Annotated in this window: 16 protein-coding genes and 2 pseudogenes; 11 read left to right on the forward strand and 7 right to left on the reverse strand. The window is 53.8% G+C overall.

Going from position 1 to position 26,630, the window contains the following annotated elements:
* The first annotated feature begins 57 nt into the window (after nucleotides 1-57).
* Nucleotides 58-690, forward strand: a pseudogene (locus K3729_14900) (tyrosine-type recombinase/integrase).
* Between the two features lie 225 nt (nucleotides 691-915).
* On the opposite strand, the gene K3729_14905 reads toward K3729_14900, so the two are convergent.
* The 4 genes from K3729_14905 to K3729_14920 form a co-directional block, all read right to left on the reverse strand.
* Nucleotides 916-2,244, reverse strand: a complete 1,329-nt coding sequence (locus tag K3729_14905; GenBank protein UWR01080.1) for a TrkH family potassium uptake protein — start codon at nucleotides 2,242-2,244, stop codon at nucleotides 916-918.
* A gap of 17 nt (nucleotides 2,245-2,261) precedes the next feature.
* Complete coding sequence (locus tag K3729_14910; protein UWR01081.1) at nucleotides 2,262-2,927, reverse strand: TrkA family potassium uptake protein; 666 nt, start codon at nucleotides 2,925-2,927, stop codon at nucleotides 2,262-2,264.
* Between the two features lie 1,136 nt (nucleotides 2,928-4,063).
* On the reverse strand, nucleotides 4,064-4,789 hold the full coding sequence (locus K3729_14915; GenBank protein UWQ98704.1) for a hypothetical protein: 726 nt from the start codon (nucleotides 4,787-4,789) through the stop codon (nucleotides 4,064-4,066).
* A gap of 93 nt (nucleotides 4,790-4,882) precedes the next feature.
* Nucleotides 4,883-5,062: a hypothetical protein gene (locus tag K3729_14920; GenBank protein UWQ98705.1), complete on the reverse strand. Its 180-nt coding sequence runs from the start codon at nucleotides 5,060-5,062 to the stop codon at nucleotides 4,883-4,885.
* 677 nt (nucleotides 5,063-5,739) lie between these two features.
* Here K3729_14920 and K3729_14925 point away from each other — a divergent pair.
* The 10 genes and pseudogenes from K3729_14925 to K3729_14970 all read left to right on the forward strand — a co-directional run bounded on the left by K3729_14925 (nucleotide 5,740) and on the right by K3729_14970 (nucleotide 23,935).
* On the forward strand, nucleotides 5,740-9,288 hold the full coding sequence (locus K3729_14925; protein ID UWQ98706.1) for a hypothetical protein: 3,549 nt from the start codon (nucleotides 5,740-5,742) through the stop codon (nucleotides 9,286-9,288).
* 12 nt (nucleotides 9,289-9,300) lie between these two features.
* On the forward strand, nucleotides 9,301-10,035 hold the full coding sequence (locus K3729_14930) for a hypothetical protein (GenBank protein UWQ98707.1): 735 nt from the start codon (nucleotides 9,301-9,303) through the stop codon (nucleotides 10,033-10,035).
* 176 nt (nucleotides 10,036-10,211) lie between these two features.
* Nucleotides 10,212-11,595, forward strand: a pseudogene (locus tag K3729_14935) (IS3 family transposase).
* Between the two features lie 622 nt (nucleotides 11,596-12,217).
* Nucleotides 12,218-13,732 carry a choice-of-anchor L domain-containing protein gene (locus tag K3729_14940; GenBank protein UWR01082.1) on the forward strand — a complete coding sequence of 505 codons (1,515 nt, stop codon included), beginning with the start codon at nucleotides 12,218-12,220 and terminating at the stop codon, nucleotides 13,730-13,732.
* Between the two features lie 160 nt (nucleotides 13,733-13,892).
* The gene (locus K3729_14945) at nucleotides 13,893-14,741 is read left to right on the forward strand and encodes a phosphate/phosphite/phosphonate ABC transporter substrate-binding protein (GenBank protein UWQ98708.1); all 849 of its coding nucleotides are present in this window, start codon (nucleotides 13,893-13,895) and stop codon (nucleotides 14,739-14,741) included.
* Between the two features lie 47 nt (nucleotides 14,742-14,788).
* Nucleotides 14,789-16,972: a response regulator gene (locus tag K3729_14950; GenBank protein ID UWQ98709.1), complete on the forward strand. Its 2,184-nt coding sequence runs from the start codon at nucleotides 14,789-14,791 to the stop codon at nucleotides 16,970-16,972.
* A gap of 234 nt (nucleotides 16,973-17,206) precedes the next feature.
* On the forward strand, nucleotides 17,207-17,896 hold the full coding sequence (locus K3729_14955; protein ID UWQ98710.1) for an SGNH/GDSL hydrolase family protein: 690 nt from the start codon (nucleotides 17,207-17,209) through the stop codon (nucleotides 17,894-17,896).
* Between the two features lie 1,211 nt (nucleotides 17,897-19,107).
* The gene (locus K3729_14960; GenBank protein ID UWR01083.1) at nucleotides 19,108-21,468 is read left to right on the forward strand and encodes a Hint domain-containing protein; all 2,361 of its coding nucleotides are present in this window, start codon (nucleotides 19,108-19,110) and stop codon (nucleotides 21,466-21,468) included.
* A gap of 314 nt (nucleotides 21,469-21,782) precedes the next feature.
* A complete protein-coding gene (locus K3729_14965) occupies nucleotides 21,783-23,078 on the forward strand; it encodes an ammonium transporter (GenBank protein ID UWQ98711.1) in 1,296 nt (431 codons plus the stop codon).
* 152 nt (nucleotides 23,079-23,230) lie between these two features.
* Entirely contained in the window at nucleotides 23,231-23,935 is a 705-nt protein-coding gene (locus K3729_14970; protein UWQ98712.1) for a hypothetical protein, read from the forward strand.
* Between the two features lie 75 nt (nucleotides 23,936-24,010).
* Here K3729_14970 and K3729_14975 read toward each other — a convergent pair whose 3' ends face one another.
* Genes K3729_14975 through K3729_14985 form a run of 3 tightly spaced genes read right to left on the reverse strand, consistent with a single transcriptional unit; the run spans nucleotide 24,011 to nucleotide 26,581 of the window.
* Complete coding sequence (locus tag K3729_14975) at nucleotides 24,011-24,922, reverse strand: 2OG-Fe(II) oxygenase (GenBank protein ID UWQ98713.1); 912 nt, start codon at nucleotides 24,920-24,922, stop codon at nucleotides 24,011-24,013.
* 16 nt (nucleotides 24,923-24,938) lie between these two features.
* Nucleotides 24,939-25,742, reverse strand: a complete 804-nt coding sequence (locus K3729_14980) for an SDR family NAD(P)-dependent oxidoreductase (protein ID UWQ98714.1) — start codon at nucleotides 25,740-25,742, stop codon at nucleotides 24,939-24,941.
* Nucleotides 25,743-25,801: 59 nt separating this feature from the next.
* Entirely contained in the window at nucleotides 25,802-26,581 is a 780-nt protein-coding gene (locus tag K3729_14985; protein ID UWQ98715.1) for a hypothetical protein, read from the reverse strand.
* Nucleotides 26,582-26,630: the final 49 nt, after the last annotated feature.

A 26,630-nucleotide genomic window follows, 5' to 3' on the forward strand; every position in this document is an offset into this window, starting at 1 on the left:
CTTGTTGCCAGCGCTGTGCTGATGTCTGGGTTTGGAGGGAGGATTGGAGGGCATATCATGCCAAGAGTACAACTCCCCGCAGTCACCCCAAAACACAAAGCATGGAACAAAGGGCGGATCATAGGTCAGAAACGACCGCTGCTTCCCAAACAAGTGTGGGCCATACGTGCCCGGCTCGAACATGCAGGTTATCTTCGCGACCTTGCGCTGTTTAACGTCGCAATTGATAGCAAGTTGCGTGGTTGCGATCTGGTCACTCTCGCCGTCACGGATTTGGTTAAGGAGGATCGCGTGCGTGAACGGGTGTCAGTGATCCAAAGCAAAACCAAGAAGCCAGTTCAGTTTGAACTGACTGAAAACACGAGGGATAGCGTCATTGCATGGGCAATATCACCCGAGATGATCGGATGTCGCTTTATATTCCCGAGCCGCTTTCATGACCGCCCGCATATCTCAACACGTCAATATGGTCGACTTGTGCGAGACTGGGTGACCGCGATTGGCCTGGAACCCAGCGGATACGGTACACACTCGATGCGTCGAACCAAAGCTGCCTAGATTTACCGCAAGACGGGGAACCTCCGCGCCGTGCAGCTTTTGCTTGGCCACACGAAGTTAGATAGCACGGTGCGTTATCTGGGCGTTGAGCTGGAAGATGCGCTAAGCATAGCAGAACGGATCGACATCTGAACGTCGTTGGCGGGCGGTTGCTGCCGTTCGCCAACCAAGAACGGACCTAGGAATTTCATGCCACGGTCGGCAGTAGCGAGCCCCTTTTATCGGACGCTGCGAGCTGCACGAATGTCCGTTCTCGTGTGCCTGACCTAGGCATTCAACTACACTTTCATTTTTTAACTGAGTTTTGTGAACATCCAAACCTGGCAAATGTTCGCAGAGCATAGGACTGCCAACCTTCTACCCCAAATAGATTTGACCGGATGGATATTTCACACGTGGGACACTACGGGTTGCGAGGAAAAACCCGATGGCGAGCGGACCGACGCGGCCAAGAAACATCACAAAAATGATAACAGCGCGGCCAAACCCGTCCAGCTCACCCGTCGCACCACGCGACAGGCCGACGGTGCCGAATGCAGATGTCACCTCGAATGCCAGATCCATGAAATCGCCGTCATGGCTGATCGAAACGATGAAAATGCCGGTCAGCACGAGCAACATGGATATTGTCGTCAGAGCCATGACTTTCATGACTTCCTCCATACCGATGGAGCGGCCAAAGGCATTAAGCACCGTTCGCCTGCGGAAAAAGGCCACTGTTGCCAGCAGCAGAACGGCCAGCGTGGTCACCTTGATCCCGCCAGCCGTAGACGTGCTCCCGCCGCCGACGACCATCAGCGTCATCGTGAGCAAGGTTGAGCTGTCATGCATGCCGGCGGTGTTGATGGTATTGAAACCGGCAGTGCGGGGTGTCACCCCTTGAAACCAGCTCGCCCACAGTTTTTCGCCTGTGGTGAGCGTTCCGAGCGTTTCGGGATTGGACCATTCCAGCAGACCAAACGCGATGCTGCCCCAGAGGATCAGTATAAGCGTGCCCACAAGCATCAGCTTTGTATGTAGCGTCAGCCGTGTCCAGTTTCGTTTCTGATAGATATCGCCCAGCACGATGAAACCGATGCCGCCAAAGATAAATAGTAGCGGGATTACAATGTTGATGACCGGATTGCCGACCCATTGTGAAAGGCTGTCAGGATGCAGGGCGAAGCCTGCATTGTTGAACGCGGAGATCGAATGGAACACGGCCTGCCATATTCCGTTCCAGCCGTATTGCGGTATGAATACGAACGCGAGCAGGATGGCGCCAACGGTCTGACAGACCAGTGCAATGACAAGGATGATCCGCACCAGAACCGTCAGATTGGACAATGACGTCTCGTTCATTTCCTCACGCAGGATCATACGTTGCGGCATGCCGACCTGAATGCCGAGGGCGCCCAGAACCAGAACGGCAGTTGTCATCAAACCAAGCCCGCCAAGCTGGATCAGGATAGCGATTACCGCTTGGCCGAAACCGGTAAAGGCAGCGCCCGTATCGGCCAGCACCAGACCCGTCACCGTCACGGCAGAAGTTGAGGTGAAAATTGCCTCGCTAAACCCGATGTCGCCCTTGTGCGAAATCGGCAGCCACAGGATCAAACCGCCGATGATGATAAACGTAATGTAGAACAGCACCAGCATGGCGGGTGGCGACAGGCGTATCGTCTTCGTTGACCGCAGGTAGCGCATGATCCGGCGTGCCACGCTCAAAGGCTTCCGGCAAAATCGCGCAGGTCCTTGCGCTGGCCCAGCAACAACAGTAAATCGTCACGTTCCAACCGGCATTCCTGCCCATCCATACCGATAAACTCGGTGCCCCGCATGACGCCGATACAACGGAGGTTGAAGTCAGCTTTGTGCTTGAGATGAGCCAGTGATTTTCCTTCAAGAGCCTCTGGAATACGGAAGTTCACAACGTGATAACCATTTCCAAGGCTTACGTAGTCGCGCACCAGCGGATTGTGCAAAACCTGCGCAATATGTTGCCCGACCTCAACCTCGGGATGGACAATGCGGTCTACCCCGAGCTTGCTGAGAATGCGGTGGTGGGTCTTGGTCGTCGCCTTCGCCCATACAATTGGCACACCAATCAGTTTGAGATTGATGGCGGACAGAATGCTTGCTTCGAGGTCTGACCCCATGGCCACCAGACCAACCGCACAGTCGGCAAGTCCGGCTTCGCGCAGTGCAGCGTCATCTCGGGCGTCCAGAATCATAGTCTGAGACAGCGTTTCTGCATGCCGCGCAACCCGAGCTTCATCGATATCGATGCCGATCACATGGTTACCAAAGCGCTGCAATTCGGTCGCGACTGTGCTACCGAAATTTCCCAGCCCAATGACACCGAATGTGCGGCTGCTGTATTTGGCCATGTTGCTAACCCGATTAAGATTTGTAAGACGGAACAGATTTAACATTTACCTGATAAGACCGCCCTCAACACCCTAAAAAGCGCGCCACCGATGCAATTTCGCTGTCGGCTTTTTTGTTCGGCTCTGTTGCATAAGTTGGCCTAAAACAAGTGGCTGACTGAACCTTTCCGGTGCTGCCAAAAGGACCTTTTGTTTAACAGATTACCAAACCGGACATTGATGACCTGACAGCGAACGGCAGCTCTGTCCCGCTTAGCAGATGTCTATCAACTAGCCGGATATCTGAAACAGGTCATGGATGAAGCAACCCGCGAGGTCATCGGCTGCCGAGTTGCTGTGTCTTGGAACTACATGGGGCTGGATGAAACAGAACAGCAGTCCCCCGAGTTCCTGGAGGACTACATCGCCTTCAGACACAGAGACCGTAGCCGCCAGTCAGCGTCTCGTCAGCGGGTGTTTAACGAGAGGGTGGCTTACCTGGAAGCATCTGCTGGGTAGGAAGGGTTTGGGGGGGGAGATGAATAGAATAGGTGGTGCTTCATTTCCCTTACCTCCCCTTTCATTACTTATCCCTATGCCTAGGTCCCGATTTCAATACTCAGACTATTGCTAGTCGGGAGGCGGAACTGTGGTCGTACACCTCTGCTTGTGCATGAACCCCGAGGCGACGCGGGCGGACAACAAGCGAGACCACTGGGCGAACGGGACTGACCACGCGTTGCTCTAGGACGGTGGCAGAGGCCCGCCCGCGTCGTGTGAGAGGCACCCGCGACACCCGTGGGGCACTTTTCGGGGCATTCTGGACGACAGAGAGCCTCGTTGTCTCTTATTCTAATGCGGGGAAGGTGTTGGCTGGGGGGGTAGGAGACCTTGCGGGCCGATGAATTGACTCGGAAAACGACACTGGGCCGACCGACTGGGGCAGTTATTGGGGCATTTTAACCAACACACCACCTGCTGCTGCTGTAGCGGGGATGTCCCAGTCTTGGAGCCAGGGACAGCCAGCCAAAGCCCCTGCCTCTGAACTCAATAGCTGAACAGCTGCACCTCGTCCGAGGCCACGACAGGTTCCAGGCTGTCAGTCCACGCAACAGTCGGCAATTGACAGCCAGGGTTTAAGATTCCCGCTAGAGCCCTTATTCCACTATGGGTAGCGTGAGTTCCGCATTCAAATGTCTCCCGAGGTTACTGTTTAAGTATCGGTACATAGTATTGTACTGAGATAAATATTCGTCGCTGACACCCAATGCGAGCAATTGTCTGGTCGAGACGGTAAATCGCTCAAGCAAATCCACTTCATCGGAAAAAACCTTCAAAGCCTTATTAGTCATGCGAACCTCTTCCTCCAGCCGGATCGCAGCTGCTTTCCATTCGTCCCTTTCATCAACTAATGTAGCAACCTGCTGCTGAGCAATCTCATTGAGCGAGCTCTGCCGCAAAACTTCCTCCCGTAAGTCCGCTTGTTCACTTAGGCTCAGTTCGTAGCGATTTTCAGAGATGGTGCTGTCGAGCTTCAAGGCTGAAGAAAACGGTTCAGAGATATCATGGCAAGGACCACTCGTCAGTTTTCCGGCCCACAATCCCCTGTGCACGAACTGGCGGTCTTCTTCTTCTAAAATCAGCATCGTTGAGGTTTCAACATTAATTAATTCTAAGGAAGAGGAACTAATGAAGCGCCCACTCACTTGAGAGTCATCTAGCCACCAATCTTCACTTTCAATTGTTGGGACATAAACAACAATGAATGCTTCTCCATCAGCGTTGAAGCAGGAGACTGCTTGAATTTTTTCTGCCGCACTTGAACTGGGTGTTAAAATAACCGCCAAGATAGCCGTAGCTGCAAATCTGAACTCTGGTCGCATCAAATGATCTCCAATAATTTGTTCTCCACAGTCTAGACGACGCAAAAAAAAAGCAAAGTAGCCCCCCCGGCAGCCGTAGCCACCGGGAGGGGGTTAACCGGGGAATGACCGACGCGACACGTAGTCCGCAAGCCAGCCCCAGTAGTGTTCAGCATCGGTCCAACCCTGCTGTTGCGCCGCGAGGTCTTCAGCCTCTGCCCGTGTTGCTTCGCTTTCGAACTCGCACAGTGCGGCTCTTTCTTCGAAGTCAGCAATGTCAGGGGCCACTCTCACACCGGCAACCTGATCTGATCCACGATGCCGCGTTTCTGTTCATCCGAGATCCCAGCCGAGTAGATTGAGTAGGTCAACTGGTTCTCGGATCGTGCTGATTGGTGACCAACTAAACTAGCTGTCCAATGCTCAGGGACACCGGTGCGCTCACACTGGGTGATGAACCACTTGCGGGTCGAGTGGAACACCAGAAATCCTCCCTCATTCAAATAGTCAAATCTGTCCAACGACTGCTGTCGTCAGGCAGATGGTTTGATGTTGAAGCTTTTGAAATGAGCCACCACTGGGAGCGCGAACTGCTCAAGTTGGGTAATCAAGTTAATAATCATGTGGATATTATCCGACCCGCTCATGTGAAGCCCTACGTCAAACGTGGCAAATTTGATGCCGTTGATGCTGCGGGCACAGTTGGCAGCTGTTTAATCTCGTCATGGGATAGGCAACGCCCATCTTTTCCAAGTGCACGGTGGTAAAAACGACGACTTGGGGGGCACGGAACGGTAATAGGTCGATTAATATTTCATATTTTTGGAACTGTTGTCGCGTTGACGGGTTGCACGACGGAGGCCGGATGACGAACGGCAACCGCGTTGCGCAAAACTGCTCGTGCAGTACGCAATTTTAAAGAACGCGGTGACTGACGGGTGAGACGCGAGCTTTGAAAGAGGTAAAGTAAAATGAAACTATTTTTTGTGGACCCAGCCACTGCAAATCGTATTGACGACTTTGGTACAGGTAGCGAATTGTCGATTCAGGCGCTTGGCACCGTTTTAATTGTTCCCGACACTAAATCGTCCATTGAAGCAAGCACTGCGCGGATTGACTACCGCTTTAACGAAACGACTTATTCGATCACTGAAGAGCCATTTGCTCTCACCATCGGGCCTGATGAATCTGCAGACTATAAATGGCAGACTGGTCCTCTTGAAATTGAGGCGACAGCATTTGACGCGGATGGCAGTGTTTTGGACGAAACGCTGTTAAATGTAACGGTCTTCGCAAGCCAGACGGCAATAGATGGTAGCACGACCGGTACGTCTTCTGAGAACGGTGGGTTTTCTGTGGATGGTGGCAACACAACCACAGAGAATGGCGTCGAAAGTCTCGGTTCCGAATTTGAATTTGAGGCCGAAAGCGAGGCAGAATCTGAAGCCGAAAGTGAGGCAGAGGCAGAGGCATCCGATGGATTTGCAACTGGGGCGGGCGCGTTCGGAGCAGCAGCAGCAGCTTCCGGGGCAAACGCGCTGACCTATACGTTGGCCAGTGGCTCGATCGCAACGATAGCACGCGGAGAAACGACGACCGCTATCGCCGCAGCAGCAGAGAGCGAAACGAAAACCTACGACACTGCACCTTCGACGACGACGCCAATCTTGCAAATTTCAAGCGAAACGACTCTTGGCGAATCTGAAGCAGAAGTGGAGGCGGAAGCAGAAAGCGAGATCGAGACAGAGGCCGAGGCGGAAGTTACCAACGGCGCTGCCGCCGCGGTCGCTGGTACATCAATATCGCTGGCGAGCGTCGGTTCGGGGTTGGGCGGAAACGGTGACTTGTACCTTACAGATGTTTTTGCGGCCCTTGACGGTGCAAGTTCGACTTCCGTAGCGACGGGCGAGGACCGTGGCGACGAAGATCGTGCGCAATATGCAGCAATAAGTGGCCAAACCGAAACACGTGTCGGCATTGAACGAGTGGCCGTCGCCCCGCAAGAGGGTTCAGCTGAGGCCGAGTCCGAGGTTGAGGTCGAAGCCGAGGCGGAAGCCGAAGCGGAAGCGAGCAACGGATCAGCCGCTGCCGCCGCAAGTGGCGGCGTCGGAGCCGCGATCGCAGGCAACTACGCCATTGGCGATGCGGATACGTCCGCCGGCACCGCGGTGAGCACAGGTTCGTATGAGTCCATCGCAGATTTACTCTCAGAAAACCTCGTCGGTTTACCATCCTTCGGGATCGACGGCGTGCGTATCGTCAGGGCAGAAGGCACCGCAACGGTGGATGATGAAATAATCACAGCGGATCGCGTGAACCCATCAACCGCAACGCCAGTAGACCTCTCTGAACTCGATTTCGAGAGCGAAGCAGAAACCGAAGCAGAGGCAGAAGCCGAGGTCGAAGCGGAGGTTGGTAACAATGCTGCCGCGGTAGCCGTCGTTGCAACGGGTGGCAGTGGCGCTGCAGGTATCGGTTCGGACGCCCGCGCCGCCGCAAGTACATCCGGGTCGGCGTCTACCTACGGACACAGCGGCTTTTTTCAACAGAACAACGATCTGACACAGATTGCAGGCCAATTGTCCGATCCAGATTTTGACCGCGCCGAAGAGGTCATTGCTGCCCGCGCGCTAGGTGACCTGAGCGAGGCCGAAGCAGAGGCAGAAGCGGAGGTTGAAAGTGAAGCAGAAGCGAGTGCGCCGGAGCTGGCATTTGGTAACAGCATCGCAGGGGCCGCAACAACGACCGGCGCGACCGGCGACAGCACCGCTGAAGCACAGGTCCAATTAGTGTCTGCCAGCGGACCCGATCAGCAAACGAGCGGGATCCAAATTGATGAGCGCGCCATTGATAATTTGACGCCAGATTTTGTTGGGCCGACCGCAAACAAATCGGCTGATGATGTCGAACCTGTCGAACTCGAGATTGAGGCAGAGGCAGAGGTTGAGGCAGAGGCAGAGGTCGGCGCAAACGCAGCCGCCGCAGGTGTTGCCGCAATCGCGACGCTTGGCCACACCTACGGGAATGAGACGAATCTCGGGGCCGCATCATCTTCTGCAACAAGCACGAGCGTGTTTGACGCACCCTCCGATAATTTCAACAATGCGGTCATTAGCGAACCTTCAGGCAGCGCAAATGGTCGCGTGTTTGAAGTCGAGGTTGAAGCAGAAGCCGAGGCAGAGGTCGGTATCGGCGCAGGTGCAGCCGCCGCATCAGCAGGCGCCGCAGGTTACGAGGGAATCAAAGCCGATAGCGCCGTTGGCGCCACGAAGAACGCAGCCGCCGCCGCCTCCGCCGCAGGTGCACGGGTCATGACCTACGTTGTTTTGCCGGAAAGCGGGTATGCAGGCACGATCGAGGCTTATGCCGCTGCATGGGACACGCAGGGTCGTGGAGTTTCTGCCGCAGTCGCTCTTGCTGGAACACCGCTGGGTGATGGTGAAGATAACGAATTTGAAATCGAGGCTGATGGTGATTTCTCGGTCGTGCTTGACTACACGCTCGAAACCGCCAGCTTTGACGCTGATGCAGTCCCGACGTTCCTGTTGTCGCCTGAGGCAGAGACATCTGAGGCCGGTGAAATGAGCGGTGGCGGTCAGGAAACTGGTGCGTCGGGTAGCGAGAAATCGGAAGCCGTGAGCGGTGTTGACGGCGAGGCAGAAGTCGAAGTCGAGGCAGAGGCAGAAGCCGGACTCGGTGTTGCAGCTGCGGCAGCAGGTGCCGCTGCAACTGGATTTGCCGCCACGACAAGCAGCAGCGCAGTGACATCGACCGACAAGCCCGCGATTATCGAAGCGGTCGCGATTGAGGGTGATGACGCCGCCAATACACTTGCCGGTACCGAGATCGCCGAGGTGTTCCTCGCGGGCGCAGGAGATGACGTAATTGATGCCAGCGCTGGTGATGACCTTGTTCTGGCAGGAGCTGGTAATGACACCATCACGGGTGGTGAAGGTAATGACGTTCTGCGCGGTGGCGACGGGAACGATCAAATCACGGATGCCTCCGGCTCGAACCTGCAAGCGGGCGAAGCCGGTGACGATATCATTGCAGCATACGGCACAGACGGTGTCCTGTCGGGCGGCGTTGGCAACGATTTGTTGTCTGGCGGAATTGGGTCTGACGCATTGCAGGGTGGCGCTGGTCAGGACATCTTGGTCGGTGATCTTAGTGGCCTTGTTGGTGGTAACGATGTGCTACTTGGAGGCACCGGGGACGACTTTATGGAAGGGGGGCTCGGCGCGGATACATTCGTGTTTACAACTGATGCCGGCAACGACGTAATTGCAAAACTTGATATTGATTTCGATGGGACCACCGCGAGCGCTGATGGTCGGGACTTCGATGTGAGCTCTGATGTTATTCAACTCGTCGGCTTCGATATTGCCACCGCCCAAGATGCATTGGATTTCGTAACAGACAGCGCTGATGGTGCCGTCTTTGCCGACGCCGACGCCAACGTGCTGTTGGTCGGGGTGCAAGCGGACCAACTGACAGCTGACAACTTTGACATTGTTTAAGGGAAAAAGATAATGAAAACCGTATACGCACTTACAACCCTCGGCTTTGTCGCGGCATGTTCCGATAGTGACCCGAAAACTTACACGCCATTAGACGGCGCGGGTACAACCACTCTGGCATCGACGGCCGCAGGAGCAACTCTCACGCTGGACCGAGACGCTGACTTGCTCACCGTCAACGGTGACGAAGGCCAAATTAGCGCAGACGGCGAAACGGTCCTTTTTGCATCGGGCGAAACGATGTCGCTCTTAGGAACCGACAACGATTACTCGCGTGGTTTCGCTCTAAGCGGCGCTGAGGCGAGCTTTGGCGCATTTGGAGAAAGCACGGCCCGCGCCGATGTACCGAGCGGAACCGCGTCATACAGCGGGGAAACGATTATAGTTGCCACATCGACGGACGGGGTTTTTGATCTCACCGGCACAGTTAGTGCAAATGTCGACTTTAGCGATGGTGACGCCACGATGATGTTCGAGGATTTAAATGGATCACGCGCGACGGGACTTTCTGCCCCCGATACAATCGATGATTTCGGAAGCATCGTAATCTCGGACATAAGTGTCGAAAATGCCGTACTTACCGGCGGTAGCTCAATGGTCATGTCTGGCGAGACCGATACATTTGATGATCTTGAAGGCGGCGTCAACGCATTGTTGTTCGGCCCTGAGGGTGAAGAATTGGGCGGGAGCATCGCGCTGTCCGGCAATGCAGCTACAGTCAGGGGCAGTTTTATAGCCGCACAGTAATCCTTGGATCTGTTGAAAAAAACGCCGTTACTCTATGTACCGCTTGCTCTTGCTTGCGAGGCGGGGCTCGTCGTGGAATTCAAAACCAAGTGTCTGACGTCAGCTCTTATGGGGCCAAATAGGGCGGTTTGCTAAGAGAGGGTTTGTTGCTCATCGTAACTACTGAGGAGTGGACGATGAGAAAGACAACGAAGACACTCGGCGAGAAGATCGTCAAAGACATCAAACGCGCCACGCGCAAGCATTATTCATCCGAAGAGAAGATCAGGATCGTGCTGGATGGCCTGCGCGGCGAGGACAGCATTGCCGAGCTGTGTCGTCGCGAAGGCATATCGCAGGGCATCTATTACAAGTGGTCGAAAGACTTCATGGAGGCCGGTAAGAAGCGGCTGGCTGGGGACACGGCGCGTACGGCAAATACTGACGAGGTGAAGGAACTGCGTCGCGAGGCAAAGGACCTCAAAGAGGTGGTTGCGGAGCAAACGCTCGAACTCCGCTTGCTCAAAAAAAGCATGTTCGGGGATGGGGACGACCGCGAATGAGGTATGCTGCATCAGAGAAGTTGGAGATCATCCGTTTGGTCGAGGAAAGCCATCTGTCGGCCCGCAGGACATTGGCCAAGCTGGGTATCCCCCGGACCACATTCTATCGCTGGTACGACCGGTATCTGCAGCGTGGCGAAGCTGGGCTGCAGGATCGATCTCCCAAGCCACAACACGTCTGGAACCGCGTGCCCGATGAAGTGAAGCGCAAGGTTGTCGACTTCGCCCTGAAGGAGACGGAGCTGTCACCACGCGAGTTGGCGGTGTCGCTTACGGATCAAGAAAGGTATTTTGTCTCGGAATCCACGGTGTATCGCGTGCTGAAAGCCCATGATCTGATCACCAGCCCTGCATTTATCGTGCTCAAGGCAGCCAGCGAGTTCAAAGACAAAACAACTGCGATCAACCAGCTTTGGCAAACAGACTTCACCTACATCAAGGTATTGGGCTGGGGCTGGTTCTACCTCAGCACGGTCCTCGACGATTACAGCCGCTACATCGTCTCCACTGCCCGGCAGGGTATTGCGCAGCAATGTCCCGAGAGGGATGGAAGCTTTGCACGAACATGCGGGCTGAAGACGTGACGGATACACTGGACCTCGCATTGCAGGCATCCGGCTGCGATCAGGTTCACGTCGTTCACAAGCCACGGCTACTGAGTGACAATGGCTCAAGTTATGTCTCAGGTGATCTGGCTGAATGGCTGCAGGACAAGGGCATGAAGCACTCGCGCGGTGCGCCGTATCATCCGCAAACCCAAGGCAAAATCGAACGCTGGCACCAAACCCTCAAGAACCGCATCTTGCTGGAAAACTACTTCTTGCCCGGCGATCTCGAACGCCAAATCGAAGCCTTCGTCGAACACTACAATCACCAGCGCTATCACGAGAGCATCAACAACGTCACACCTGCCGACGTCTACTTTGGCCGTGACAAAGCCATTCTAAAACAAAGGGAAAGGATCAAACGAAAGACGCTCGAAACGCGGCGCTTGCATCACCGCCAGCATGCCGCATAATCAAACAAACCAGATGAGCCAAACTCTCTCTTAGATTAGGCCGCCATTGGTTCCAAAAACTCTGACGACGGACACTTTGTCCGCACAGCAGACATTAATCAACTGACCACCTGGAACCAGTGGTGGCCTCCGACGAGGTGCAGTTCAGAGGCAGCGGCTGGCTGTAGGTGATGCCCCGGAACTAGATGGCGAACCCAGCGTACCGAACGATCAGGTGGTGTGTTGATCAAAATGCCCCGAAAAGTGCCCCGCGGGTTCAACGGGTGCCTGTGGGCGGGCCTCTGCCACTGTCCTAGAGCAACGCGTGGTCAGTCCCGTTCGCCCAGTGGTCTCGATCGTCTCGCTTGTTGTCCGCCCGCGTTCCGTCGGTCAGGTGGTCGAGGTTCATGCACAGGCGATGGCGCACGACCGAACGGGCATAGTCCACTTTCACACTGGATATCCATAAGGATAGCCGGGCCCTTCATTTGGGCCCCGCTCTCTCGAATGCGTGCTCGCACTATTCCTCCCATTGCTCGAAACGACGTGTTGGCTAGGGCAACATGGTAACCCGAGTATTAACGAGGAAAAGACATTGGCAGCTTCAGAATTGAATATTGATACCACCGCAACTGCGCTTGAGATGGCTGACACGATGTTTGGATCAGGTGTCACGGTCGTTTCGGCGACATACACTGGGGCGAACACAGCGTCGGGAATTTACACCGGTGGTGACGTGACCGCGCCAGTTCTTACTCCATCAGACAGCGGCGTCATTCTGTCGACTGGTTTGGCGACCGACATAACAAATAGCACCGGCGCTGAGAACGTATCGCCATCGACAAGTACCGACCACGCCTTGCCAGGAGATGCAGGGCTGACCTCAATTTCTGGTATCACCACTTTTGACGCTGCAATTCTCGAAAGCACGTTTATCCCAGATGGGGATGTTTTGACGATGCAGATAGTCTTCTCGTCTGAGGAGTATCTGGAGTACGTCAACTCTGGCGTCAATGACGCTGTCGGGATCTGGGTCAACGGCGTTAAAGCGGAATTGTCGATTACAGATGGCAACATTTCGATCGATGAGATCAACGATACTATGACGTCGAACCTGTTCTTGGACAACACGGGCGTCACGCCAGTTGCGAATACCGAAATGGACGGTTTGACGATCACGCTTTCCCTCAAAGCCCCAGTCAATCCGGACGAAGAAAACACTATCCGTATTGGGATCGCAGACGGTGGCGACGGCGTCTATGACAGTAATTTGCTCATTGTAGCGGATTCGTTGCAGACCAGCCTGATCGCGAATGACGATACTATTGAATTGTTTGGGACTAATTCAGGTACGATAGATGCGCTGGCAAATGACGAATCCGGAGATCCGTCTCTTACGATTACCGAAATCAATGGCCAGCCAATCGTACCGGGTGGGAGCATCGTGCTGGCCACCGGCGAAACTATTACCTTGAATGCCAACGGTACGCTCACTTTGGAGAGCGACGGCGCACTGGGCAGCGACAGCTTTTCGTACACAATTGCTGACTCAGCAGGCAACACTGACGTTGGATACATCACTGCCACAACCTCTGTTGCATGTTTTGTGGCGGGATCGCTGATTGATACGCCCTCTGGGCCTGTCAAGATTGAGCAGTTGGAAGTTGGTGACGAAGTACTGACCTCCGACAATGGTCCACAAGTTCTGCGATGGATCGGGTCGACGACGCGGTTGGCCAAAGGCAAAGACGCCCCAATTCGGTTCCGGAAAGGGGCACTTGGAAACCATAAGGAGATCGAGGTGTCCCCTAATCATCGGGTTTTGGTTCGTGATGGCTTTGCAGAACTGCTGTTTGGCAGTCTGGAAGTCTTTGTAAAAGCGAAACATCTCGTGAATGACGCAACCATCTGTCGGCGGGTTGATGACGCTTCGGTGACCTATGTGCATCTGCTCTTTGATCAGCATGAGATCGTCACTGTGAACGGGTTAGAAAGCGAGAGTTTTCACCCCGGTGCCGTTGGTATGGCGGGCTTTGATCCAGAAACTGCAGAAGAACTTCACCGCTTCTTTCCATGCTTAGATGCAATTAAAGGATACGGAAGCACTGCGCGTATGGACTTGCGAGCCCATGAAGCGCTGACACTCCTAAGCGCTTGAGCCAAAGAGGAAGCCCCGAGAACCTGCGTTCCTGATCCATATTCGATTGGCGTGATGCCTATACGGAAGAGAGTGTGATATACCCTAAATAAATACGAATTACCTCAAATTCTACGTTATCCCTGATCGGCACGTAGTTCGAATTGAATGGTGACGCAAAATGTTAAAGTTTACGAAATTACTCCAAAGCCTCGGCTTGGCTGCTTTCCTTGGCACGTTCGCGGTATCGAACGCGACCGCCCAAGAAACGTATACGTTCGGCGTTGTTCCTCAATTTGAAGCGCTACGGCTGAACATGATCTGGGCACCAATCCTAGAAGAATTGTCAGCAGAGACAGGCCACAATTTTGAAATGGTCGGAGCGCCGAGTATCCCTGAATTTGAAACAGGCTTCACCGATGGTGACTATGATTTTGCCTACATGAATCCTTTCCATTCCATCATGGCGATGGATTCCCAAGGCTACACGCCGCTGGTCAATGACGCTGGTCGTCGGCTTTTTGGTATTCTGACCGTCCCTGTCGATAGTCCGATCCAGTCGGTCGAAGATTTGAATGGGAAAGCAATCGCATTCCCTGCCCCGAATGCGCTTGGCGCATCGCTGTTAATGCGGTCGGAGTTGGACATTGTGTACGACATCGACTTTGAGGCGAGCTTTGTCGCGACGCATACATCTGCCTATTTGAACGCCATTTTACATGAAACAGACGCAGCGTCCGGTGTTATGGGAACATTTAACCGGCAGGAAGACGAAATTAAGGATAAGCTGAGAATACTGCACCGCACACAAGAAGTTGCCCCGCATCCTGTTGTTGCTCATCCACGTGTGCCGCTCGATGTGCAAGAGGCAGTGCGTGCCGCTTTTTTGAAGCTGGGTGAAAGTGAAGAAGGTCAATCGCTACTTGCTCAGATTCCGATCCGGCAAATTGCGGTTGCAACAGAGATTGACTTTGAACCGCTGCGCGATTTGAATTTGAACGATTATGTGGTGCTCGTGAGGGAAGATTAATGCCAAAAAAGTTTCGGCTGAATCTACGGGCCACAATTTTAGGGTCCATGTTTTTAGTTGGAGTGGCGTCAGGGCTGATATTTGCAAAGGTTTGGGTGCCGCGTTTGAATGCTTTGAGCGTCGCGGCCTTATCGCGTGAAGTTGACCGCCAATTAGACGTGATCGCTGACAGCTTAAAACCATTTGTACTAAACAACCAATTTGCCGCAATTCATGAAACCCTTAACTCGCTTTTGAAAAACAACGAAAATTGGATCGACATCACGTTACACGAATCCAATGGCCGTCAAATTTTTCCAATCGACGTTACCAGCGCACCCGAAAGTGATCAGTTTTGGTCCTCGTCAAAGGCCATCATGTTGCAAGACAAGGAGATTGGCGAACTTCATTTGACCGTGGACTTTTCGTCTGATCTGGAAATCTTGACGACAGAGGTGCGGAACATCGGGCTTATTGGCCTGACGCTTTTCTTGTTCACGATGTTGACGATCTGGATGCTGATCGAAAGCCTTGTGATCCGCCGGCTGAAAATTCTGGCAGATGCGTCACGTGAGCTTTCCGATGGCAATTATGCCGCTGTATTGCCACCCGAGGGTAAAGACGAAGTTGGGGCTCTTACTTCTGACTTTCGAAAGATGCGGGAAAATATTCATGCCAACGAAATTGAACTAAAAAATGCAATGCAAAAGGCACAGGACGCGACGATTGCCAAATCTCAGTTCCTTGCCACGATGTCGCACGAAATTCGGACGCCTTTGAACGGCGTTATTCCGGTGGTTGAACTGTTGTCCGCAACTGATCTAGATGAAAATCAAAAGCGATTGACCGATACAATCGAGATTTCCGGATCGGCACTTAAATCCATCATTGATGATATCCTGGACTTTTCCCGCCTAGATGCTGGTCGTATGTCTTTACGGTCAGAACCCTACGTCCTGACCGATCTGATCGAGAACGTCTGCGATATCTTGGGTCCAAGCACGTTAAAGCGGAACATTTCGATCCAAAGTTTTATTGACCCTGCCCTGAACGGTAAGTTGTTGGGAGATGGTGAACGCCTTCGTCAAGTTATTCTCAACCTTGCTGGGAATGCATCGAAATTCACCGAAATGGGCGGGATTGGTATTACGGCCGAGCAATTGATCCGCGCAGACGGCACAGAGCAGTTACATGTCGAAATTACCGATTCCGGGATTGGTATTTCCGCCGAAGATTTGGTGAATATTTTTGATCGGTTCACGCAGGTCGAAACCGGCGCTACCAAAAAATTTGGCGGTAGCGGTCTTGGCCTTTCCATCAGTCACATGTTGATCGACCAAATGGGCGGTGAAATCGGCGTAAACAGTCAGGTTGGTGTCGGCAGCACGTTTTGGTTCACGATCCCGATCGTCCATGTCAGCGACGTCGATGAAGTGCGTCCGATCAAGACCCTTGCAGCAAAATCCATTGCCCTGATTGACGCAGGAGCAAACAGCAATGAAGGGGAATTGATCGGGCGGACGTTATCTGCATTCGGCCATGACGTTTGCACCTTCGGTAGCGTTCAAGAGATGCACGCGCAGTGTTCGGTTGAGGCGCGCCAGCTAAACTACATCGTCTTAAATACCCCTGTCGGTGGTCATGACGTTCTTGCGTTGTGGATGGATGAACTGGCGAAGGGACCGTTTGCCACTATCGAAAAAATCGTGCTGTCCGCCCAGTCAGACCAAGACAAAAGTGCTGATAAGTCTGTTGCGCACAACAAATGGCTGATCAAACCGATCCATAGTTACGATTTGCTTGATTGCTTTGAGACGCATCACAAGAAGCCTGATCAGTGTCAGCGAACAAAGCAGATGCAATCGCCTGACAATACCTCTGATCATCGTCAGCTTCATATTCTGATCGCCGACGACAACACCATCAATCAGGAAGTTGCAGCCGCGATTCTGAAAACGTTTGGTCATCAGTGTGTCGTTGCGAACAATGGCCAAGAGGCGGTTGATAAAGTGATGCAAGACCAGTTCGACCTCGTCTTGATGGATATTCAGATGCCAACGATGGACGGGCTTGAGGCCACAAGTCTGATACGGGCGAGCGTAGAAAAGCCAGACGAAATTAACATTGTCGGCTTAAGCGCAAGTGCGACCGAAGATGACGCGCAACAGTGTTATGACGCCGGTATGGACAGCTTCATTTCGAAACCGCTGACGCGGGCGAAAATTAAGACTTTGGTCGATTCCATACCGTAAATTCAAGCCGTCGCGCAGTGCAGACAACACCGACAGATTTCAGATTCCAAACAGGCATTCCTTTAACCTCATGCTTTTCGTTTCAATTACTTGCAAGAACGCACTGGCGGGCATTAGCGTAAGGGCTAGGATTATGTACATTACACGTTTCCTGATCACATTAAGCATCAGGAAACTTGGCGTTCGTTTGAGTTAGTCGTTTTAGTGCCTCTTTTTCCATATCGGAGATTTCCAATGAAGCGTTCTATATTTCTGTTCGGCATTTTATTTATCGCATTGGTGGCGTGCACAGAAACCGTCACGCGCAATTCTAAATCGCGCATTTTGGCTATGGGAGATTCACTGCTTGCGACCAATTCATTGTCGGGCCAATCAGTCGCACAGGTGATCGAGGCCGCACTTGGTGAAGAAGTCATTGATCGTTCCGTTCGCGGTGCACGATTTCTATATGACTTACCAATCACCGGTGGGTTGGGGCTGAATGTGTCAAAGCAATATCAATCCGGCCCTTGGGATTGGGTCGTTCTAAACGGCGGCGGCAATGACCTTTGGTTGGGATGTGGATGCAACCGCTGTGAAGCAACGATGGCGCGGTTGATCGCGCCTTACGGGCCGCATGGTGAAATCCCGCGTGTTGTGAACAATCTCAGACGGAGCGGCATGCGCGTGATTTATGTCGGGTATTTACGGACACCGGGCGTCGAAACCCCGATTGATCACTGCCGTGATGAAGGCGCTGAGCTTGAACGGCGCATACGGAACATGGCGGCCGCTGACCCGGGGTTCTACTTTTTGTCGCTGGAAGATCTCGTGCCGAACGGGGATCGTACATTCCACACTCAAGATATGATCCACCCTTCTGCGAAAGCGAGTACAGCGATTGGCCGGCGAATTGCAGAGTTGATCAGAAGCGACGGGGCATGACGGCGGCAATCATTGCATCATCTCGAATTGCACACTGCAAATCGGAATAAAATGGCCGCTTTGCCAACCGACTTTTGGGCGCAAAGTCCACAAATCCGATCATGATCCGCTTGCGAATCTGACCCCGCGCCGCTGCGGTGGGAATGGTCTAGCCTAGCGTCCTAGCAGCGCCCCTACTCCCCGAAATCACCAATTTTGCCCCAGATTTGATACCGACGCATGGGACACTTATCCTTTTGCGCCGCCGCCTAACCTTCCGGCGGGTACGTCCGACCGTCAACGAAATGTTAACTAAGTGGCGAGGCAGAACCGGAGTTCAGCACCGCACCACCACGCCATCCGCGACCGCCTCGATTGTTGTGCTTGATGAAGATCATCAGCAAAAATTTGAGGAATTAGTTGGTAAAATGGCGACGACATTTTCATTGTTCTATCTCGGCACCGCGCCAGAAATCGATCTGATCGAAGGCAACCTGACGTCTGAAAACCATACCGCGCTCGACGGGCTCGTATTTGGCGGGGCAGACAATCTTATTTCGAGCAATCTTCAAACATTGTCGCCTGACGCGACCAGTTCATACACGGGCGGCACAAACGCTACAGCGTATGATGCGGACAATGCGACAACAAACGAAACGTTTGAGATTGATGGTGGTGCTGAGCAAACGCACGATACGACTATGCTCTACAGCGGGACCGTCATCCAATATGCCGACGGCACGACCGCGACCGTCGATGCGATCGTCATGCAGGACACTGACGGAAACCTGTATTTGCTGCCACCGACAACTGGGCCAAGCGCATATTCGGACGCCTTGGAAGCAAAACCGATTGAATCCGTGACGCTGGGCACTGCCACGCCTTCAGCGGGGACCGACACATACGGGATGACGGCCGACCGTTACCTGCTGGAATTCACTTACGTTGATACCGACGGCGACGGGAAAATCGATTCTGAAGATGCGGACGCTGATGGCGACGGCATTCTGAACGTTGACGAAGGCCTTACCGAAACCACACCAAGCACGGTGACAATCACCTTTGACGGTGACGATTGGTCAGGTGCGGAAAACACGTGGGAACTGAGAGACGCAAGCGGCACGGTCATCGCAAGCGGTAATCCAGCGAACTTTGTTGCCACCGTGACTGATGTCGATGTCACCGATTTGGGTAATTACACGTTCACTGTCTACGACAGCTTCGGCGACGGTATGAGCGGCGGCACCGATGGCAGTTTTCAGATTGCGGTCGACGGCACCCAGATTTACGATTCCGGGACCAACTTTAACTTTGGTACACAGTTCGACTACGCATTCCCGGTCGAGGCGGTTGTTACAGCGCGCGACACCGACGGAGACGGCATCGCAGATTATCTCGACTCGGATAGCGATAATGACGGCATCACGGACAACGTCGAAGCCCAGACGACGGCTGGCTACGTTGCGCCAACGGGTGTGGATAGTGACGGCGACGGTCTGGATAACGCATACGAAACCGGTGGCCTGACACCTGTTGATACAGACAATGACGGTACGGCCGATTTCATCGACACCGACAGCGACAACGACGGCATCGACGATGTTGTCGAGGCCGGTCATGGTGTCTCCCAAACCGCTATTGATGCGTCTGCTGATACAGATGGTGACGGCATTGCGGATGTCGTTGATGACGTGGTTGGTTTTGATGCCAACGACGCCGACGTTGACGCATCCGGTAACTTCACACTCGCAGATACAGACGGCGATACCCTTGCCGACGGCAGCAACGCGTCACCGAGCGGCACAGACTTCGATTACCGTGACGATAGCAGCGTCATTGATACGGACTCGGATGGTATTGAAGACAGCCTGGACGCTGACGACGACAACGATGGTATTCTGGATGTCAACGAAGGTGTGACCACAGGGCAGGTTTACTGGGACCATAACGACACCGAGAACGGCGTTAATGGAAGCTCTTACGCTGCGAATACCAACGGCGACGCCGGTTCGATCTTGAGCTCGACAAGCGCGATTTCGTTTGGTTCCGGATTTGTGCAACCCAACAGCACCTTTGAACATATCCTGCAGGGTTCGGATGCTACGACGCTCGACCAAGCGATTGATCAGAACGAATATGTCGAGGTTTCTTTCACCCTCGCCCAAGATGCATACCTAACCGAAATCCAGCACGGTATTATCCCGCAGGATTGGGGTGGCACGGCGGCTGGTGATTATAACGTCGCGCTTAGCGTTTCCAATGACGGCTTTGCGTCTTCGACAACGCTTTACGATGACGGCTATCAGAACAGCCCTCCCAACGGCTCTTACGGTATCAGTAACGTCACAATCGAACCTTACGCTTTGGAAGCTGGCGAGACGTATACGTTGCGTTTCTATCTGTTCGACGAACAGAACAACTATGCCACCGACAACACGCTGGCCTTCGATGATCTGTTCCTGACACTTGAAGGCGTTCAGGACAGCGATAACGACGGCATTGCCGATCATCTGGATCTGGACAGCGACAACGACGGCATCACTGACAACGTCGAAGCACAGACCACGGCTGGCTACGTCGCGCCGACTGGCGTGGATAATGATAATGATGGGGTCGACGACGCCTATGGCGCGGGTGGCCTGACGCCGGTCGACACCGACAGTGACGGTACTGCCGATGTTGTCGACACGGACAGCGATAATGACGGGATCAATGACGTCGTTGAGGCTGGCCATGGTGTCAGCCAAGCAGCCATTGATGGGTCTGCTGACACAGACGGTGACGGCATTGCGGATGTCGTGGACGATGTCGCGGGTTTTGACGCCAACGACGCCGACGTTGACGCGTCCGGTAACTTCACACTGGCCGACACCGATAGCGATACAGCCGCCAACGGTTCAGATGCGGTTCCGCTGACCAGCGATCTCGATTATCGCGACATCATCTGTTTTTCCCGTGGCACATTGATCATGACCGAACAGGGCGAAAAGGCTGTCGAAGAACTGTCCGAAGGTGACATGATCTTAACAGCAGATAACGGTCACCAGCAGTTACGCTGGATCGGCAGCCAGAAAGTGTCATCCAATCGTTTGGTAGACGAGCCTAACTTGCGTCCTATCCGCATCCGCAAAGGTGCGCTGGGTGACAACACACCGTCATGCGACCTTGTGGTATCCCCGCAGCACCGTGTTCTTGTGCGTTCCAAAATCGCAATGAGAATGTACGATCAACCCGAGGTGCTGGTCGCGGCCAAATTCCTTTTGGCAGTCGATGGCGTGTCAGAGGTGATGGATTGTGACGGTGTGGAATACTTCCACCTCTTGTTTGACCGTCATGAAGTGGTCCGGTCGAACGGCGCATGGACAGAAAGCCTTTTCACAGGGCCGCAGGCGCTCAAATCCGTCGGACCAGATGCGCGCGCGGAAATCATGGCATTGTTCCCCGAACTTGTCGCACCCGACTATGTGGCACAGTCCTGCCGCGAACTGGCATCAGGTCGCAAAGGGCGGCAGCTGGCATTCCGGCATCACAAGAACCAGATTGCGTTGGTTGACCGTAAAAATGGTAGAATGCGCACCGTCGTCGCGGCGTAGAGCCAGCAAACGCAGGCAGTTGGGGACCGAGTAACGAAAATTTCGGGATCAACCGTAGCGTGCCAGGCCGTGATCCGGTGGCGCAAAAGAACGCGGCGCTGGTTTTGCGGTCAGAAGTCGCGGTTCGCCATCCAAAACAAGATCATAACCAATCCCTCGTGGTTCGCCACGAGGGATCGTTGCGGTTGCAGACCGGGACATTTTCGGCGTCAAAATCAAGACCGCCGTTCTCAAATTGACCGTCTTTTTCGCATTTCGACATAAATTTGCCTGAAATTTAGACCATCCATGTTCCTGATCCATTTTTTAGAGAGTTGAAGATGAGAAAATCAGTTATCGGAGCCGCCCTATTGGCCGTCCTGTTCGCAGGACCCGCCGCGGCACAGCAGGCCTCTTCTGGCGTTTCACCCTTTGTCATGAATACTTTGTTCATCGTTTTCTGCGGCGTGCTTTGCATGTGGATGACCGCAGGTTTCGCGATGGTCGAAGCAGGGTTTGTACGTGAAAAGAACGTCGTTAATCAGTGCGCAAAGAACATCGGTCTTTTTGCGATTGCATCAACAGCCTTCGTTCTAAGCGGCTACGGCTTCATGTTCCCGAATGGTGGCTGGATCCTGTCCGGCATCTTGGGCTTTGAGGGCGCGATTGAGATCACAGATGTGGTCGAAAGCAATGCTGACTTCATCGGACGTGGCCACGCAGGCGCTGGCGATATCTTCTTCCAGTCCATGTTCTGCGTCGCGGTTGCGTCTATCGTGTCCGGCACAATTGCAGAGCGCATGAAACTTGCACCGTTCTTCATCTTCACAGCCATGCTGACCGCCGCCATCTATCCGATCCAAGCGTCTTGGACTTGGGGTGGTGGTTTCTTGGCGTCCGATCTTGGTTTTATTGACCTTGCAGGCAGTTCAGTTGTTCACGTCGTTGGCGGTGTAGCTGCTTTGACGGGTGCGCTGTTTGTCGGTGCGCGGACTGGTCGTTTTGTTGACGGTAAGAAGATGCCACTGGGCAACTATTCCATGCCGCTGGCCACAATCGGTGCGCTGATTTTGTGGATGGGCTGGTACGGTTTTAATGCCGGTTCTTACCTGAGCTTTTCAACAGATGCGGACGCCGCAAACGTGTCGCGTATCTTCCTGAACACAAACCTGGCCGCTGCTGGTGGTGTCATTGTCGCCGCTTTCGTTTCCTACTTCCGCGAGAGCCGTTTTGATCTGGGCTTTATGCTGAACGGCGCGCTTGCCGGTTTGGTATCAATCACTGCAGAACCACTGTTCCCATCCCCGTTCACGGCTTTCCTGATCGGTATGGCCGGCGGTTTGATCCTGTTCTGGGCCACACAACTGCTTGATTACTTCCAAGTCGATGACGTCGTTGGTGCCATTCCGGTTCACCTGTTCTGCGGTATCTGGGGCACCCTTGCAGTTGCGATTTCCAACCCTGATGCGACCGTTCTGGGACAATTGTCTTCGGTTCTGATCATCATCGTCTACGTTGCTGTGGCTACAAGCCTTGTGTGGTTCGCGCTGAAAGAGACCTTTGGTCTGCGGGTCACAACGGACACCGAAGATGCTGGTATCGACCAAAGCGATTACGTTCTTAGCAACTGATATCCCGCATTAACCCCTTACGAGTACGACCAAGGCAGGCCAAACACCCTTGCCTTGGTCAGGCGGTCACCCGTCACCTACGAGTTGCCTACAATATATTTAACCATTTTCGTCGCTGATTGTTGTCCAGCGACTTGTTCGGAGTAAAGCAGATGAAATTGCAGCTAATTAGTCTTGCGATGTCTCTTGCGGTCTTGGCCAGCGGATTGCAGGCCGAGGTGACGGTGAATGTCGATGGAACCGACATTCCGATGTCCACCCTATTGGAAAACTGCCAAAGCATGGTCGGCGAACCTGAAGCGAAAGTGTCTTGTTTTAATGCGCTTTCTGAGTTGCTGAAAAGCCAGTCCTCCGACACCCAAACAGATGAAACAGCGATCAATGAAGCATTAGACGGTCTGCGGACCATCGCGGCGTATCAAGATGGCGAAACCGGTCTGCTTATCGACGGCGCGGGCTGCGATATCCAGTTTGTTTATTACGCGAATTACTTTCATATCAGCCGCCGCAACGTGTCGACCATCGACCTGTTCAGTGCAAAATTCGACGCGTCGAAACTGCAATTTGACCAGATCAGCGAAGTGCGTGGCGCCTCTGCCCCGTTGCTGAACGCGCTGATGGACGACGGGGCGCAGGCCGCTTTGATCGGCGGGATGGGGCTGGATTCGAACGAAAACAACTTCTCAGCGAAATCAGCGCGGACAAGCATTGACGCCTATGCGATGGAGGTCGTCGCGGAACTGACACCGCAAGAAAGCCAAAGCTTTGACTTTGTTCTTGTGCACCCAGAACGCGCCCAAGACGGGTCCGATATCATGGCCGCATTCGAAGCATATGCGAGCGCCTGTCGCGGGTGATATGCATCATTGCGTCCGATGACAAAACTGGAATGAAAAAGCGCGCCGATGCGATATCGGCGCGCTTTTCGCATTTTAGAACGGTGCGAACCCGTCAGATTGGCTTGGTGTTTTGACCCAGCGGATATGCGGATCAATTGGCGTTGTTGATGCACCAAGCGGCGGGATTTGCCCCTGATCGCCATAGAGCCAAAGCACGAAGTTTGACCGTTCGCCTTGCGTGATGGGCATCGATTCATGCGCGACACTGCCATGGTGGATCAGCGCGGTCCCCGGTTCGAATGTCAGTTCGCTGACTTGGCGCGTTTCACGGTCGAAGAACCGTACACCTGAGCCAGAGAATTCTTCACCCGGTAGATTCAGGTTGATGTTCAATGTGACCGAGGACGCATCGGTATGGGCCCGCAAAGACGTATCAGCGTCCGCTTGCCATTGGATCGAAAAGCCGAAGGTTTGCGTGTCGTATCCCATCACATCAGGGAACAAGAGACGCGAAATCGGCCGCATGTAGCTATCCATCAACCCCTTGTAGAAGTCTTGGAAATTCGGTGCCGCCAGATATCCTTCGGATCGCGGGTCAAGCATCGCACCACCACGGTTCAACGAAATGCCATATGGTGGGCGTAACGGAATGCCCGCATCCGCGGTCGCAGTCATGTAGTTGCGCAGTGTCGACAGCTTTTCCGGATCAAAAAACTGGGTTTTATAAACGCCAGGGAAGACTTCGGTCCAAAGGTCCTGAACTGCGGCTTCCTGACTTGGGTCCGCCCAAGCCTGTTCCACTGCCGCGCGTAGTTTCGGATCGTAAAGGGATGCATCCAACTGGTTGGCTTTGCCGGCTTGGGTTTGTTCCCATTCCGCCCAAGCGTTTGCGAACACGTCCTGATTTTCGTCCCAAAACCGTTGGACCGTGAAATCGCGTTGCAGCATCTGCGCGCGGGATGGTCTTTCCACCGTGCGTGCCTGATCAAGTGCGAGGTTTGTCATTGTTTTATCTCTCTTTTCAAACGCCGTCGCTGGCGGCGAGCTGTGTTGTGATGTCTATGATGCCTGCCATGACGGCAGCGCTGTGCTGCGCATCAAGTGCCGCCGCATGAGGTAGCGCAAAGCGCTGGGCGTCGTTGTCAAAATATTTGCCAGAGGCATCGGCAAAGGACGCGCCAAGTGCGGCTTCTTTCAGAATGTCCGCGCCGATTTGCAGGTCATTGCCCGCCACGCCAAATCCTTCTTTGACCATTTTGGAAGCCAGCAGCGATCCGGGGTTCACCGCAACAATTACCGGTCCATCCGGACGGGTTGTCGCCAGTTCGCGTGTCCAAATCGTGATCGCCAGTTTGCTTTGCGCATAGGCGCCCATGTCGTCCAGCTTCGTGCGGCCATACATGGCATCGTTATCAACCGGTGCTTGAGCGGCTGACGATAGGTTCACGACGCGCCCGTCTTTCGGCAGCAAATCCAACAGATCAGTTGTCAGGACGTAAGGCGCGAACGTGTTCACCATAAAACGCACGTCGTAGCCGTCAGGGGTCATCACGTCTTTGGCTTTCAACACACCCGCGTTGTTGATGATCACATCAATCTGGTCGTGGTTCGTGCGAATATCATTGGCCAACGCCTGCACATCACCGATACGCGACAGGTCAGCCGCATATGTTTCGTTTTTGCCGCCCACCTTCTGTGCTGCCGCTTCGAGTTTGGTGGTGCTGCGGCCGTGCAGCAGGATCGTGTGGCCTTCGGCAGCCAGTGTTTGCGCGGTCAACAGGCCGATGCCGTCAGTGGCCCCTGTGATAAGAATAGTCTTGGTCATGATCGTTCCTTTCAATGCAGCGCATCACGCAACTGCATGTTTTTGTTCGGTTTCGAATTTTAGTAGCGCACCAATGTGCGGCTCTCGATGCTTTTGCGGATCGTGTGAATTGTCGGATCTTCGACCATATCCAAGGCACTGTGCCCGACGGACGGTCGCCCGCGATTGTCAAAGATGTTGAAATAGGCCACGTCGTCCGGCGTCATTTTGGACATGTAAATCCATTCGTGATCATCGTTTGCAGCCAAGCCCATGATCTGCCCTTTTCGGTCAGGGTAGATCAGGTCGAGCAGTATCCAGTCATCATCCGCCACGCTTTCAGGCAGGATGAAGCCCAACGGCGCAGAGTTGATGGCTGCGCCAACGGGCCGCCAAACGTTGATGAAGGCGTAGTGCCCAGCGCTCCAGTCGGCGGCGCGGTCTTCGCCCAAGATATCAACTAACCGTTGCTTGGCACCGTGCAGGCTATAGTCGCTGTGCACGTTGCGTGCCGGTTTACGGTCGGCGTCGGGGTCGTCCACACGCACCGTGTGATCGAAAATGATGACCTCTTTCGCGGCGACTTCGGTCGTCAGAAGTTCCGTCAATTCAGCATCGTATGCGGGCCGCCAGTCGACGCTGTCGTCAAATGACCGCACAACCGATGGGTAGTTGGTGAAGCCGACCGACGCATCGTCGAAAGTTGCATCAACGCCAACTGCGCGTTCGTCAAAAACAGTCACCTGCGTTGGTGCGAGTTCCGGCGAAATTAGGTTACCCACGATCCCACCTGCGTCCAGTTCAAACGCCTGCCGTTCCGGTTTGTGGACATGATAGTTTACTGTCGCTGTCTGGGTCATGGGATATTCCTTTGTGCGTCTTGACCTTTGACATACCCTTTCTAAAAAA

Source organism: Rhodobacteraceae bacterium S2214 (genome assembly GCA_025141675.1).
GTDB lineage: Bacteria > Pseudomonadota > Alphaproteobacteria > Rhodobacterales > Rhodobacteraceae > Yoonia.

Excerpts from the sequence above, each read along its gene's own strand:
- K3729_14905 (UWR01080.1), bottom strand. The coding sequence starts at position 2,244 with ATGCGCTACCTGCGGTCAACGAAGACGATACGCCTGTCGCCACCCGCC.
- K3729_14910 (UWR01081.1), bottom strand. The coding sequence starts at position 2,927 with ATGGCCAAATACAGCAGCCGCACATTCGGTGTCATTGGGCTGGGAAAT.
- K3729_14915 (UWQ98704.1), bottom strand. The coding sequence starts at position 4,789 with ATGCGACCAGAGTTCAGATTTGCAGCTACGGCTATCTTGGCGGTTATT.
- K3729_14925 (UWQ98706.1), top strand. The coding sequence starts at position 5,740 with ATGAAACTATTTTTTGTGGACCCAGCCACTGCAAATCGTATTGACGAC.
- K3729_14930 (UWQ98707.1), top strand. The coding sequence starts at position 9,301 with ATGAAAACCGTATACGCACTTACAACCCTCGGCTTTGTCGCGGCATGT.
- K3729_14940 (UWR01082.1), top strand. The coding sequence starts at position 12,218 with ATGGCTGACACGATGTTTGGATCAGGTGTCACGGTCGTTTCGGCGACA.
- K3729_14945 (UWQ98708.1), top strand. The coding sequence starts at position 13,893 with ATGTTAAAGTTTACGAAATTACTCCAAAGCCTCGGCTTGGCTGCTTTC.
- K3729_14950 (UWQ98709.1), top strand. The coding sequence starts at position 14,789 with ATGTTTTTAGTTGGAGTGGCGTCAGGGCTGATATTTGCAAAGGTTTGG.
- K3729_14955 (UWQ98710.1), top strand. The coding sequence starts at position 17,207 with ATGAAGCGTTCTATATTTCTGTTCGGCATTTTATTTATCGCATTGGTG.
- K3729_14960 (UWR01083.1), top strand. The coding sequence starts at position 19,108 with ATGAGCGGCGGCACCGATGGCAGTTTTCAGATTGCGGTCGACGGCACC.
- K3729_14970 (UWQ98712.1), top strand. The coding sequence starts at position 23,231 with ATGAAATTGCAGCTAATTAGTCTTGCGATGTCTCTTGCGGTCTTGGCC.
- K3729_14975 (UWQ98713.1), bottom strand. The coding sequence starts at position 24,922 with ATGACAAACCTCGCACTTGATCAGGCACGCACGGTGGAAAGACCATCC.
- K3729_14980 (UWQ98714.1), bottom strand. The coding sequence starts at position 25,742 with ATGACCAAGACTATTCTTATCACAGGGGCCACTGACGGCATCGGCCTG.
- K3729_14985 (UWQ98715.1), bottom strand. The coding sequence starts at position 26,581 with ATGACCCAGACAGCGACAGTAAACTATCATGTCCACAAACCGGAACGG.